Raw genomic sequence first — 13,275 nt, 5'->3', positions numbered from 1 at the left:
CCCGAATCATTACCACGCCAGACCCGTAATCGTTAATGGCACGTCGCAAAAGGTGCGCTGGCAAAGCTGACTCCGAATAAGCGCTCGTCATTGCTTCCGGACGGGAGGTCGCAATGTCTTCCTCGTTTCGACAGCATGCTCGCCCCTTCCTGAGCGCCACCCGCTTCGTGCTCTGCACGAATGCGATAGCCCAGACACTCGCGTCCCAGCCCCCGCTCCTGCTCCCCGATCGCCACGCATGCAGTGCGTCGATCTGCCCGGCCGTGGCAGTTCCCTTCGCGCGCCGCAGTCGCCAGCGCCGCGCGTACCGGATAGACTGTCGCCCGATTCCTTCCATCGGCCGCGGCGTGCGCCTCCTGTCGCTGCCGGAACGCCCTTTCCCGGAGAACGAATGCTGAAGCGCCGGTGGTTTTCGCTTTTGCTGCTGACGGTATGCCTGATCGGACAACGCGCGTCGGCCCAGTCGGCGCTTGAACTCGAGACGGACGGCACGGCCCGCGCCCTCACCCGGCAGACGCTGCTCGCGCGCCTCGATGCCATCGACATCCAGGTGCCGCGCGACATCGCGTACGGCCGGCCGATGACGTTCCGCGCGGTGCCGTTCGCCGCACTGCTCGGCGACACGCCGCTGCCGGCCGACGGTGTGCTCGAAACCCGCGCGGCCGACGGCTTCGCCGCGCAACTGCCGCTGGACCTCGTGCGCCGGCGCACGCCGGCCGGCGCCGTCCCGTGGCTCGCGATCGAGGATCCCGCGCATCCGTGGCCGAAGCTGCCGGGCAAGCAGGTCAGCGCCGGGCCGTTCTATCTGGTCTGGCTCGGGCCGGACGCGTCGTCGGTGCGCGGCGAGCAGTGGCCGTACCAGATCGTGCGCATCACGATCGAGTCGTCGCCGCTCGCGCGCTGGCCATCGCTCGCCGTCGATGCCGCATTGCCCGCGAACGATCCGGCTCGCGCGGGCCAGCACCTGTTCGTCACGCAATGCCTCGCATGCCACCGCCTCGACGGTGCGGGCAGCAGCCATGCCGGCCCCGACCTGAATGCACCGATGAACCCTGTCGACTACTTCCAGCCCGCCGCGCTGCGCCGCTATATCCGCAACCCGGCATCGGTGCGCGACTGGCCGGGCCGCAGCATGCCGGCGTTTCCGCCCGACCAGTTGAGCGACCGCGAACTCGACCAGATCGTCGCGTATCTCGCGTATATGGCGCGGCGCAAGGCCGGCCGGTAACGCGCGGCAAAATCGAATCACTCAAGGAACGTTGATGACGTCAAGCGATACGCTGTTCACCATCGCACCGATCGACGCCGCGCAGACGCACCCGCTCCGGGCAATGATCCTGCTGAATGGCGATCTGGGCGCGTGCGAACTGGCCGGTGACCATGCGCCGACGACACTGCATGTCGGCGTACGCGACGCGTCGGGGATCGTCGCCGTTGCGTCGCTCTGTGAGGAGTTGCGCGACGACGACCGTGCGCGGCCGGCGTGGCGGCTTCGCGGGATGGCCGTCCACCCTGCCGTTCGCGGAATGGGCTTCGGGCGCGTGCTGGTGCAGGTTTGCGTGCGGCACGCGCAAGCACGCGGGGCCGCGCTCGTGTGGTGCACGGCACGCGAAACCGCGTACCGCTTCTATGAAAAGCTCGGCTTCGCTGCGGATGGCGCGACGGTGGCGATGCCGGGGCGCGCCGATACGGCGTTCCATGTGATGCGGCGTTATATCGACCGGCAATCGCCCGGGGCGTGACTCGGACCACGCATTCGCGTCGCCAGGCGGAAACCGGCGTGGCCCGACAGGAGATCACACTTCCGCCGGACCACCGCCGTCGCGCCCTGACTCAGGTTTCCTGCGCGCTTCGCAGCACCGCGTGCAACAGCACGTCGGCGCCTGCCGCCGCCCACTCGGGCGTAATCGCCTCGGCCTCGTTGTGGCTCAGCCCGTCGACGCACGGCACGAAGATCATCCCCGTCGGCGCGACGCGCGCCACATAGCACGCGTCATGACCCGCGCCGGACACGATATCCATGTGCGACAGCCCGAGCGCCCGTGCCGCATCGCGCACGGTGTCGATGCAGCGCGGCGCGAACGGAATCGGCGCATACGTGAAGATCTGCTCGATCTGCGCGCCGAGGCCCGTTTCGTCGGCCACGCGCGCGAGTTCCGCGCGCAGCGCCGCGTCCAGTTCGTCGAGCACCGCGTCATCGGGATGACGGAATTCGACCGTGAAGAAGCAGCCGCCCGGCACGGTATTGCGGGAGTTCGGCCGCGCCTCGATCATCCCGACCGTCGCGCGCGCGTCCGGCGCGTAACGGCGGCCGAGCACCTCGACGAACGAGATCATCCGCGCGGCGCCCACCAGCGCATCGCGGCGGAACGCCATCGGCGTCGTGCCCGCATGCGCATCGACACCGGTGAGCGTCACTTCGTACCAGCGCTGCCCCTGCCCGGCCGTCACGACGCCGATCGTCTTGCCCGCCCGTTCGAGAATCGCGCCCTGTTCGATATGCAACTCGTACGCCGCATGCACCGGATAGCCGCCGACGGGCTCCGCACCCGCATAGCCGATCCGCGCCAGTTCCTCGCCGATCGTCCGGCCCGTGCCGTCGGTGCGCGACAGCCCGTATTCGAGCGTATAGACGCCCGAAAACACGCCGGCCGACACCATCGCCGGCGCGAAGCGCGAGCCTTCCTCGTTGGTCCAGATCACGACGTCGATCGGGCGCTCGGTCTCGATGCCCGCGTCGTTCAACGCGCGCACGACCTCGAGCCCGCCGAGCACGCCGTAGATGCCGTCGTAGCGGCCGCCCGTCGGCTGCGAATCGGCGTGCGAGCCGGTCATGACCGGCGCGGCGTCGGGATCGCGCCCCGCGCGGCGCGCGAACACGTTGCCCATCCGGTCCACGCGCACCGTGCAGCCGGCGTCTTGCGCCCATTGCACGAACAGGTCGCGCGATTCGCGATCGAGATCGGTCAGCGCAAGACGGCAGACGCCGCCCTTCGGCGTCGCACCGATCTGCGCCATCCGGTCGAGCGACGCCCACAGGCGGTCGCCGTCGACACGCGGCGCGCTCACGCGCTCGGCCATTGCGTTGTCGTCACGCATCGCCGTTCTCCGGCGCGGATTGCAACGCGTAACGGAAATCGCAGCGCTTGCCGCCCTGCATGATCGTGCTCGTGCGCGTGAGCGCGATGTCCGGCGCATAGCCCTGGATGAAATAACTGTCACGCGCGCAGCTCAGCAGGTGCCCGATCTCGCCGAGCCCCATCGCGTGATACATCTCCGCGTAGCTGCAGCGATGCACGTCATAGTCGTAATGCGCGTCGTCCGCGCGCCGCACCTCGACGTCGAGCGCATCGTCCTTCTCCCACAACACCTGCAGCGCGATGAACGACTTCACGCTCGTGCCGCCAGGCTCCTGCGCGGCGAACGTGCGGCCGGCATCGACCGCCGCGCCGCGCACGGCTTCCGCGATCACGGCCTGCGCACGCTCGGCGCCGAACTCGCGCTTCATGATCTCGTAGATGGGCTTGATGATTTCCGCTTCGATGCGGCGCCGCGCGAGGATCCCGAGGCGCGTGTCCTCGGCTGCGGCGGATGGATGGGTGGTGTCGGTCATGGGGATCGCCTTGGTCGCTTTATCGTTGTGTCGCGCTGTGTCGCGCCGGGTCGTTTACTTGGTCGCGGTGCGCGAGCCGCCGAGCACGTCGACGACGGCCCACTTGCCGCCGCGCACCTGGTAGATCGTGAAGGCCGGATCCTTCAGGTTGCCTTCGGCATCGAACGCGATCCGCCCCGTCACGCCGGGCCGGTCGATCGCACGCACTGCCGCGACCAGCTTCGCCGGTTGCGTCGTGCCGGCCTTCTGTGCGGCCGCGATCAACGTAGCGGCCGCGTCGTACGCGAACGGCGCATGCAGTTCGATCGGGGCGCGGAAGCGCGCCTGGTATTGCGTGTCGAACGCCTTGCCGCCCGGCATCCGGTCGAGCGGCAGGCCCGGTTCGAGCGCGGTCACGCCGTCGCCGTCCTTGCCCGCGAGCGACAGGAAGGTCTGGCTCACGAAGCCGCCCGCGCCGAGCAGCGGTGCGTTCACGCCGAGCTGGCGCATCCGGCGCGCGATCGGCGCAGCCTGCGCATCGAGACCGCCGAAGAACACGAGATCCGCGCGCTTGCCCTTGATCGCGGTCAGCACCCCGCTGAAGTCGGTCGTCTTGTCGTTCACGTACTGGCGATCGACGATCGCGCCGCCGTTCGCCTGCACGCCCTGGATGAACTGGTCGGCCAGGCCCGAGCCGAACGACGTGCGATCGTCGATCACCGCGATGCGCTTCGCTTTCAGCGTCTTCACCGCGTACGCGCCGGTGAAATGGCCGCCCGCATCGTCGTGACCCATGATCCGGAAGGCCGTCGCATAGCCCTGCTGCGTGTATTGATGGCCGGTGGACGCCGGCGCGATCTGCGGGATGCCCGCATCGCGGTAGACGCGCGACGCCGGCACGCTGCAGCCCGTGTTCCAGTGGCCGACGACGCCGATCACGTGCTTGTCGACGAGTTGCTGCGCGACCGCGACGGCCGTGCGCGGATCGGACTGGTCATCGGCCGCGACGAGCTTGTAGACCACCGGCTTGCCGCCGATGGTCGGATGCTTCGCGTTCGCGTCGTCGATCGCGAGTTGCGCGCCGTTCTGCAGATCCTTGCCGATCCGCGCGGACGGGCCGGTGAGCGGCGCGGCAAGACCGATCAGGATCGTCTGCGGCGCGGCTTGCGCGAACGCGGGAACGGGGGCGACCAGAGCGGCCGCCGAGAAAGCGAGGCTGGCGTGGAGAAATGCGATTTTCATGTGCGGGGATCGGTGAATCGGATCAAAAACATGAAAAATATTAAATATTCAGCACCAAAACCCCAAATACCCAATTGTTGGATGCTTATGCCATTCCCGTCACATTAATGTATCTCACTGTAAATACAGGATATTTTTATTTTTCCACTTACCCGGACTTTTCGATAAAATTCGACACATGAAAAATATCGAACAATTACCGCACGATCCGCCGCTGCGCGCGGTGCGTGCGTTCGAAGCGTTCGCGCGTCTCGGGTCGGTCACCGCGGCGGCGGGCGAGCTCGACATCACGCCGTCGGCGGTCAGCCATCAGCTGCAGCTGCTCGAGGCGTTCATCCAGACGCCGCTGACGGTGCGCGAGGGCCGGCTGCTCGCGCTCACCGACGAAGGCCGCGACTACTACCGCTCGATCAGCGCCGCGTTCTCGGTACTGCGCAGCGCGACGCGTTTCGTGCGCGACCGCTCGTCGCTGCGGCAGATCACCGTCAGCCTGATTCCGCTGCTCGGCATCGGCTGGTTCATTCCGCGGCTGCACGCGTTCCTGGCCGACAACACGGACGTCGACGTGACCGTGCTGTACGCGCATCACCGCAACTACCGCAGCGATGCATCGGACCTGTCGATCCGCTTCGGCACCGGCGACTGGCCCGGCTACCGCTGCGAGCGGCTGCTGCCGGGCGCGATGGTGCCGATGTGCAGCCCGTCGTTCCTGAAACGCCACGGGCCGTTTCGCACGCCGGCCGATCTCGCGCGCGCACCGCTCGTGCACGACGAAGATCGCAGCACGTGGGTCAACTGGCTGCAAGGCGCCGGCGTGCGGCACGTGTCGCACGCGGTGGGGCCGATGTTCGAGGACGGCCAGCTCACGCTGAGCGCCGCGCGCGCGGATCTCGGCGCGGCATTGCTGCGCGCGCCGCTGGTCGAGCGCGAGCTGGCGAATGGCGAGCTCGTGAAGCTGTTCGATCACGCGCTCGACGACGGGCGCGATTACTACCTCTGCACGCGCGACGACGCGGACATGCCGGACGGGGCCAGGCGGCTGGCGGCGTGGTTGAGGAAGATGGCGGGGATCTGAGCGGCTCGCCTCCCGCATCGCCGGACAGCGGCTTACGCGCAGACGCCGCGCCCGCCCGAGTGTTGCATGCGCTCGATCGAATATATATGATATGCATATCATATATCTGAGGCTGCCATGAGCCGGATTCTGATCGATCTGTCGGATGGCCAGCTCGACGAGCTGGCCGCCATCGTCGAGACTGAACATCGTCCCCGCGCCGCGATCATTCGCGACGCGATCGATGCTTACATTGCCCTGCACAAGCGCCCGCTCGCCGACGACGTATTCGGTCTCTGGAAAGATCGCACGGTCGACGGGCTCGCGTATCAGGAGGAAATGCGTTCGGAATGGTAAAAGCGCTCTTCGACACCAACATCCTGATCGACTATCTGAGCGGCGTGGAATCCGCCCGCGCGGAACTGGGCCGCTACGACTATCGTGCGATCAGCACGATCTCGTGGATGGAAGTCCTGGTCGGCACGTCCGCACGCGACGAAGCCCCGATCCGCGCATGGCTCTCGTCATTCGAGGTGATTGCGCTCGACAGCACGGTGGCGAATCGCGCCGCGATCATTCGCAAGGAACGCCGCATACGCCTGCCCGACGCGATCGTCTGGGCGTCGGCGCAAGTGAACGGGCTGCTGCTCGTATCTCGCAACACGAAAGACTTTCCCGCCGCGGAACCCGGCGTTCGCGTGCCCTATCAGCTCTGAGCCGATGTGCGCGGCGGCTATGCAAATGCGCCGGTGCAACGCATTTGCTCTAAACCTCTCCTGCAAGAAATATCGCGTGTGCCTCGCCGGCAAATCGGCCCGCTCGCCGAACACGGCATAACCGAATCGCGCGTCACGCCACTTCGCATCGGGATCGAAAAGGTATCGATCCTCGCGACCGCGCACCCTCTCCCCTCACGCTTGCATCGAACGGGCGCCCGCGCGCGCACTTTCTCGAGCGCCGTCCGCGCCCCCCCACGCAAACAAGGGCCGGAAGCAGATAGAAATTCCCGATGCCCCGGATTGAAACAAGCAATTTCACAAAGTCAGGGTGAACCCGGATACTGGCAACACTCCACTCACCACTGAAGCAAAGGAATTCTCCAGATGCCGATCATCAACACCCAAATCAAGCCGTTCAAGGCAACCGCTTACCACAATGGCGATTTCGTGCCCGTCTCGGAAGAGAACTTCAAGGGCAAGTGGTCCGTCGTCATGTTCTACCCGGCCGACTTCACGTTCGTCTGCCCGACCGAGCTGGGCGACCTCGCCGACCGTTACGCGGAATTCCAGAAGCTGGGTGTCGAAATCTACGGCGTGTCGACCGACACGCACTTCACGCACAAGGCATGGCACGACACGTCGGACACGATCGGCAAGATCAAGTACCCGATGATCGGCGACCCGACGCTCACGCTGTCGCGCAACTTCGACGTGCTGATCGAGGAAGAAGGGATGGCGCTGCGCGGCACGTTCGTGATCAACCCGGAAGGCGAGATCAAGCTGTGCGAAATCCACGACAACGGCATCGGCCGCGACGCCGGCGAACTGCTGCGCAAGGTGCAGGCTGCGCAATACATCGCGGCGCACCCGGGTGAAGTCTGCCCGGCCAAGTGGACGCCGGGTGCGGAAACGCTGACTCCGTCGCTCGACCTGATCGGCAAGATCTGACGATCGCTCCGCGCGCCTCGCACGAGGCGCGCGAGACGCCCGATTCCGGGCCGCTGCGGCATGCGGCCCGCGCCCTCCTCCGGCACGACGTGCCCGACCAGAATCATCAATACGGAATCCGAAACGCCATGCTCGACGCCAATCTCAAGAACCAACTCAAAGCGTACCTCGAAAAGATCACGCGCCCGATCGAACTCGTCGCCTCGCTCGACGACAGCGCGAAATCGCAGGAACTGCTGGCGCTGCTGAACGAGATTGCGTCGCTGACGGATCGTGTGACCGTGACCGAACGCCGCGACGACGCCGAGCGCAAGCCGTCGTTCTCGATCGGCGAGCCCGGCAAGCCGGCCGGCATCCGCTTCGCCGGCATCCCGATGGGCCATGAATTCACGTCGCTCGTGCTCGCGCTGCTGCAGACGGGCGGCCATCCGATCAAGCTCGACGACGACGTGATCGAACAGATTCGCGCGCTCGACGGCGACTACGCGTTCGAAACGTATTTCTCGCTGTCGTGCCAGAACTGCCCGGAAGTCGTGCAGGCGCTGAACGTGATGTCGCTGATCAACCCGCGCATCCGTCACGTCGCGATCGACGGCGCGCTGTTCCAGGATGAAGTCGAGTCGCGCCAGATCATGGCCGTGCCGACGATGTTCCTGAACGGCGCATCGTTCGGCCAGGGCCGCAGCAGCGTGAAGGAAATCCTCGCGAAACTCGACACGGGCGCGAGCGCACGTGCCGCGAAGTCGCTCGAGAACAAGCCGGTGTTCGATACGCTGATCGTCGGCGGCGGCCCGGCAGGCGCGGCGGCGGCGATCTACTCGGCGCGCAAGGGCATTGCGACGGGCGTCGTCGCCGAGCGTTTCGGCGGCCAGGTGCTCGACACGATGGCCATCGAGAACTTCGTGTCGGTGCAGGAAACCGAAGGGCCGAAGTTCGCGACCGCGCTCGAGCAGCACGTGAAGCAGTACGACGTCGACATCATGGACGTGCAGCGCGCCGACGCGCTGATTCCGGGCGACGTGCACCAGATCCGTCTCGCGAACGGCGCGGTGCTGAAGGCGAAGACGATCGTCCTCGCAACCGGCGCACGCTGGCGCGAAATCAACGTGCCGGGCGAGCGCGAATACCGCAACCGTGGCGTCGCGTACTGCCCGCACTGCGACGGCCCGCTGTTCAAGGGCAAGCGCGTCGCGGTGGTGGGCGGCGGCAACTCGGGTGTCGAGGCCGCGATCGACCTCGCCGGCATCGTGAAGGCAGTCACGCTGATCGAATACGGTGCGCAACTGCGCGCGGACGAAGTGCTGCAGCGCAAGCTGCGCAGCCTGCCGAACGTGACGATCGTCACGCAGGCGCAGACGACCGAGTTGACCGGCGACGGCAGCAAGCTGAACGGGCTCGTCTACAAGGATCTGCGCTCGGGTGAAACGCAGCGCATCGATCTCGAAGGCGTGTTCGTGCAGATCGGCCTCGTGCCGAACACCGAATGGCTGAAAGGCACGGTCGAACTGTCGAAGCACGGCGAGATCGTCGTCGATGCGCGCGGCGCGACATCGGTGCCCGGCGTGTTCGCCGCCGGCGACGTGACGACGGTGCCGTTCAAGCAGATCGTGATCGCCGTGGGCGAAGGCGCGAAGGCATCGCTCGGCGCGTTCGATCACCTGATCCGGCAGGACGTTGAACCGGTTGCCGCCGCGCAACCGCAGGCCGAAGAAGCGATCGCCGCGTAACGCGCGTCAGCCCGTCGGCACAACAGTTTGTCTCTCTTGGCCCCGCATGCTTTGGTCGGCGTGCGGGGCCCTTTTTATTCCGGAAGCGCTCGCGGTTACTGGCTGGTGGTCGGGCCGCCGTTCGCCGGCGCCGGCGACGGTGGCGACTTGACACTGCTCGACTCCCTGACCAGTTGCTCGGTCATCGCAGCGGCCACCGGATTCGCACCCGGCGACGAACGGCCTTGCCGGTACGCACCGCTGCTCGACGGCATCGACGACATCGGCGGCGACGGCAACGACGGATCGAGCTTCGCCGATTCCCTGACGAGGGCGGCCGTCTCCGGCGTTTCGGCTTTCGTTGCGGAGGGTGCCGCGGCCGCGTGGCGTTCGAGGCCGTCACGCTTGCGCGGCGCGCGCTGCGTGACCTGCGCGGGTGCGGGCGGCGGGGTCGAATCCTGTGCATCGACGGTCACGACGTTGACCCTCGGCGGCGGGGCGCTCGGCTGCGCTTTCTCGCTGACGACGGGAACGGCGGGGACCGATGCCGGTGCGGCGCTGACACGCGCGGGTGCTACCGGGACGGGTGCGGGTGGCGGCAACGGAACGGCTGCCTGCTTCGATGCCGTATCGGCCGGGGCTGCCGGGGCTGCCGGGGCTGGCGGCGCGATGGCGCCCTGCACCGCGTGATCGTTGCTCGCGGTTGCCGCGGCAACCGGCGCGGCCGAATCGCCGATGCCGGCCTCTTCGATCGCGCGGTGATCCGCGCGCAGGAGCATCACGTAGGCAGTGCCGGCTGCGGCGACCAGGAGCCCACCGGCGATCATCAAGGTCTTGCGGGTACTCGTCATGCTTGCTCACCGCTCATATCGACGTGAACAAGCCATCATACGCGGCGATCGGCCGTCGATCCCGCACGAATACATTTGGTTGCATTGTGCCGGAACAGGTCGGCGCGGCGATCGTCAGACGTATCGCCGCCCTGCTTCGGCGCCTTCGATGCGCCGCCTTTACTCCGGAAACGGCAATTCAGTCTGCCCTTCCGCACGCATGCCGAACGTGTTCAGCGTCATCGCGACGAGCGCGTAGTAACCGAGCAACGCAACGAGATTCACGACGGTCTCGTGGCCGAAGCGCGCTTGCGCGCGCGCGAATGTCGCGTCGCTCACGCGCCGCGTGTCGTACAGTTCGCTCGCGAATGCATGGATCAGCGCATCGTCGTCGGACTCGAATGCAGGTTCGATCCCGCACCGAATCGCCTCTGCAGTCGCGGCCGGCACGCCAGCGTCGAGCGCGATCGGATGGTGGATGTGCCACTCGGCCTGCGAGCGCCAGCGCGCGGCCGTCACGAGAATCGCGAGTTCCGACAGGCGCAGCGGCAGGCCCGTGCGGTAGCGGCAGAACGCGCCGAGCTTCTGCGCGTGCTGCGCCAGCTCGGGGCTTGCGATCCAGCCGAGAAACGGCCCGTTCAGGTTGCCGCGCGGGCCGCTGAGAATGTCGGCCAGCACGGCCTTCTGCTCATCGGTGGCCGATGCGGGATCGAACGGAGGCAATCTGTTGGTCATGGCGATGTCCGGACAAGGTTCGATGAATGCGGTCACGCGCCGGCCGACGCAAGCGCCGCACCGATCGCGCCCGACAGCCGCTCGACGATCGTATCGATCTGCTGCGCGGTGCAGATGAAAGGCGGCGCGACCAGGATGTGATCGCCGTGAACGCCATCGATCGTCCCGCCCATCGGATACACCATCAGGCCGCGCTGCATCGCTTCGCGCTTGACCGCCGCGTGCAGCTTCAGCGCAGGATCGAACGTCGCCTTGCTGTCGCGATCGCGCACGATTTCCACGCCGACGAACAGCCCGCGGCCGCGCACGTCGCCGATATGCGGATGCGCGCCGTAGTGGTCGCGCAGCGATGCGCGCAGCTGTTCGCCGCGCGCCTTCACGTTGTCGAGCAGTTGCTCTTCGGCGATCACGCGCTGTACTTCGAGCGCCGCCGCGCATGCGGTCGCATGGCCGAGGTACGTGTGGCCATGCTGGAAGAAACCCGAGCCGTCGACGATCGTCCGGTAGATCCGGTCGCTGACGAGCGTCGCGCCGATCGGCTGGTAGCCCGCGCCGAGCCCTTTCGCGATCGTCAGCAGATCGGGCGCGACGCCGTCTTCATCGCACGCGTACAGGTAACCCGTGCGGCCCATCCCCGACATGATCTCGTCGAGGATCAGCAGTACGCCGTACTTGTCGCACACCGCGCGAATCTTCTTCAGGTACGTGCGCACCGGCGGCACCGCGCCGGCCGTTGCGCCCACCACCGTCTCCGCGACGAACGCCGCGACGTTGTCCGCGCCGAGCTCGACGATCTTCTGCTCGAGTTCGTCCGCCAGGCGCTGCGCATACGCGTCGTCGGTTTCGCCCGCCTGCTGGTCGCGGTACGCATAACACGGGCTCACGTGATGCGCCTCGATCAGCAGCGGCAGGAACGGCTCGCGCCGCCATGCGTTGCCGCCGATCGCGAGCGCGCCGAGCGTGTTGCCGTGATAGCTCTGGCGTCGCGCGATGAAATGGCGGCGCTGCGGCTCGCCCTTCTCGACGAAATACTGGCGCGCGAGCTTCAGCGCGGCCTCGACCGCCTCGGAGCCGCCCGACACGAAATACACGTGTTCGAGGCCGGCCGGCGCGCCGTCGACGAGCCGGTCGGCGAGTTCCTCGGCCACGTCGGTCGTGAAGAACGACGTATGCGCGTACGGCAGTTGCTGCGCCTGTCGCTTGATCGCGTCGATCACGCGCTGGTTGCTGTGGCCGAGGCACGAAACGGCCGCGCCGCCGCAGGCGTCGATATAGCGTTTGCCGGTCGAGTCGATGATCTCGATGCCGTCGCCTGCGACGGCGACGGGCAAGGTGGCGCGCGGGGCGCGATGGAAAACGGTCGTCATGCGTTGTCTCATGGATCAGGATGCGTCGTGCGCGCGTCCGGACGGTACGATGCGCGTCGCGAAACGCGGCGTGCCGGGTTGGTGAATGGTGAAATCGATCGATGCCGCGCCGATCGCGAACACGGCCGTGGCCAGCGTGTTCTCGTCGTCGGGGTCGGCCGGGTCGTCGCGGTAGATCGGCAGCCCCTCCGGCGCGCGATCGCCGAGCACGCGCAGCAACGCGGCTTCGTCGATCGCGTCGATGCCGGGCGTCAGCGCATCGACGCGGCGCTGGCGGTCGGCCGACGATTGCGTGACGATCTGCGCCTCTGCTGCGCAGCCGGGATGCACGAGATGGTTCGCATGGCCCGCGAGCCGTGCGACATCGATCACCGAACAACGCGCGGCGCTCGCTTCGATGCTCAGCAGCCGCGCATCGCCGGTCGCGCCGAGCGTGTGATGAAAGCCGCTTGCACGCGCATGACCGCGCAACACGTCGGCTGCCGCGTCGAGCGACGTCGCATCGAGCACCGCGCGCGCGAGAATCATGCGCGGCACGCCCGCTGCCGGTGTGCGAATCCGCAGGTTGTTGATCGCCTGCGCGATGCCCGCCCGGTTCGCCGCAAAAGTATGGCCCGGCAGCGAGCCGGGGTAGTAGAAGCTGATGTAGCCCGGCTTGCCCGCCGGCTGCACGTCGACGAGCAGGCAGCGCTCGCGCAGGAACGGATCGCCGTCCTCGTTGTGCGCGATCCAGCGCGTGCCGTCAGCGCCGCGCGCGGCGAGCGTCGTGCAGCCGTCCGGCGCGTTGTGGATCAGCTCGCCGCGGCAATTCCAGAGGAAGATGTCCTCGGCCGGCCAGCCGATGCCTGCCGCGATCCCGTCCAGTTCGGCGACGAGAGCGGGGTACGCGGCCAGCGCCGCCTGCCGAAGCGCAGCGACGAACGGATGGCCGCGCCAGCGGCGCACGGCCTGCCACGCGCTGCTCTGCTGCATGTACGCATCGAACACGGGACGGGCGAGCTCGCCGAGGCGCACGCCGATGTCGAACGGCGCGCCGGCGATGACGGGAGAAAGGGAAAGCGGCATGTCGAGGGTTCGGTTTC

At 67.3% G+C, this 13,275-nt stretch carries 14 protein-coding genes; 7 read left to right on the top strand and 7 right to left on the bottom strand.

Annotated elements, in window-relative coordinates; all coding sequences use genetic code 11:
• The first annotated feature begins 391 nt into the window (after positions 1–391).
• Both HWX39_RS11605 and HWX39_RS11600 read left to right on the top strand, forming a co-directional pair.
• Positions 392–1,228 carry a cytochrome c gene (locus HWX39_RS11605; protein ID WP_175968208.1) on the top strand — a complete coding sequence of 279 codons (837 nt, stop codon included), beginning with the start codon at positions 392–394 and terminating at the stop codon, positions 1,226–1,228.
• 34 nt (positions 1,229–1,262) lie between these two features.
• On the top strand, positions 1,263–1,742 hold the full coding sequence (locus tag HWX39_RS11600; protein WP_175968206.1) for a GNAT family N-acetyltransferase: 480 nt from the start codon (positions 1,263–1,265) through the stop codon (positions 1,740–1,742).
• Positions 1,743–1,833: 91 nt separating this feature from the next.
• Here HWX39_RS11600 and HWX39_RS11595 read toward each other — a convergent pair whose 3' ends face one another.
• Genes HWX39_RS11595 through HWX39_RS11585 form a run of 3 tightly spaced genes read right to left on the bottom strand, consistent with a single transcriptional unit; the run spans position 1,834 to position 4,834 of the window.
• The gene (locus tag HWX39_RS11595) at positions 1,834–3,099 is read right to left on the bottom strand and encodes a Zn-dependent hydrolase (RefSeq protein WP_175968204.1); all 1,266 of its coding nucleotides are present in this window, start codon (positions 3,097–3,099) and stop codon (positions 1,834–1,836) included.
• Positions 3,092–3,613: an L-2-amino-thiazoline-4-carboxylic acid hydrolase gene (locus HWX39_RS11590; RefSeq protein WP_175968202.1), complete on the bottom strand. Its 522-nt coding sequence runs from the start codon at positions 3,611–3,613 to the stop codon at positions 3,092–3,094. The genes HWX39_RS11595 and HWX39_RS11590 overlap by 8 nt, the downstream gene beginning before the upstream one ends.
• 54 nt (positions 3,614–3,667) lie before the next feature.
• Positions 3,668–4,834 (bottom strand): branched-chain amino acid ABC transporter substrate-binding protein, encoded by a 1,167-nt coding sequence (locus HWX39_RS11585; protein ID WP_175968200.1) that lies wholly within the window; start codon positions 4,832–4,834, stop codon positions 3,668–3,670.
• A 178-nt stretch (positions 4,835–5,012) separates the two neighbouring features.
• On the opposite strand from HWX39_RS11585, the gene HWX39_RS11580 reads away from it, so the two are divergent.
• The 5 genes from HWX39_RS11580 to ahpF all read left to right on the top strand — a co-directional run bounded on the left by HWX39_RS11580 (position 5,013) and on the right by ahpF (position 9,282).
• Positions 5,013–5,909 carry a LysR substrate-binding domain-containing protein gene (locus HWX39_RS11580; protein ID WP_175968198.1) on the top strand — a complete coding sequence of 299 codons (897 nt, stop codon included), beginning with the start codon at positions 5,013–5,015 and terminating at the stop codon, positions 5,907–5,909.
• 117 nt (positions 5,910–6,026) lie between these two features.
• A complete protein-coding gene (locus HWX39_RS11575; RefSeq protein ID WP_175968196.1) occupies positions 6,027–6,245 on the top strand; it encodes a ribbon-helix-helix protein, CopG family in 219 nt (72 codons plus the stop codon).
• A complete protein-coding gene (locus HWX39_RS11570) occupies positions 6,239–6,604 on the top strand; it encodes a type II toxin-antitoxin system VapC family toxin (protein ID WP_175968194.1) in 366 nt (121 codons plus the stop codon). Before HWX39_RS11575 ends, HWX39_RS11570 begins: the two co-directional genes overlap by 7 nt.
• A 387-nt stretch (positions 6,605–6,991) precedes the next feature.
• Entirely contained in the window at positions 6,992–7,555 is a 564-nt protein-coding gene (ahpC, locus tag HWX39_RS11565) for an alkyl hydroperoxide reductase subunit C (RefSeq protein ID WP_175968192.1), read from the top strand.
• A gap of 128 nt (positions 7,556–7,683) precedes the next feature.
• Entirely contained in the window at positions 7,684–9,282 is a 1,599-nt protein-coding gene (ahpF, locus tag HWX39_RS11560; protein WP_175968190.1) for an alkyl hydroperoxide reductase subunit F, read from the top strand.
• 95 nt (positions 9,283–9,377) lie between these two features.
• Here the strand turns inward: ahpF and HWX39_RS11555 are convergent, their stop codons facing one another.
• The 4 genes from HWX39_RS11555 to HWX39_RS11540 all read right to left on the bottom strand — a co-directional run bounded on the left by HWX39_RS11555 (position 9,378) and on the right by HWX39_RS11540 (position 13,258).
• Positions 9,378–10,112: an extensin gene (locus HWX39_RS11555; protein WP_175968188.1), complete on the bottom strand. Its 735-nt coding sequence runs from the start codon at positions 10,110–10,112 to the stop codon at positions 9,378–9,380.
• Positions 10,113–10,271: 159 nt separating this feature from the next.
• Positions 10,272–10,826, bottom strand: a complete 555-nt coding sequence (locus HWX39_RS11550; protein WP_175968186.1) for a carboxymuconolactone decarboxylase family protein — start codon at positions 10,824–10,826, stop codon at positions 10,272–10,274.
• 32 nt (positions 10,827–10,858) lie between these two features.
• Positions 10,859–12,193: an aspartate aminotransferase family protein gene (locus HWX39_RS11545; protein ID WP_175968184.1), complete on the bottom strand. Its 1,335-nt coding sequence runs from the start codon at positions 12,191–12,193 to the stop codon at positions 10,859–10,861.
• A gap of 15 nt (positions 12,194–12,208) precedes the next feature.
• Entirely contained in the window at positions 12,209–13,258 is a 1,050-nt protein-coding gene (locus HWX39_RS11540; protein WP_175968182.1) for a C45 family peptidase, read from the bottom strand.
• Between the last annotated feature and the right edge of the window lie 17 nt (positions 13,259–13,275).

The sequence above is a fragment of the Burkholderia sp. BCC0322 genome (assembly GCF_902833045.1).
Taxonomy (GTDB): Bacteria; Pseudomonadota; Gammaproteobacteria; order Burkholderiales; family Burkholderiaceae; genus Burkholderia.
This window is presented reverse-complemented; position numbering and strand designations above follow the sequence as displayed.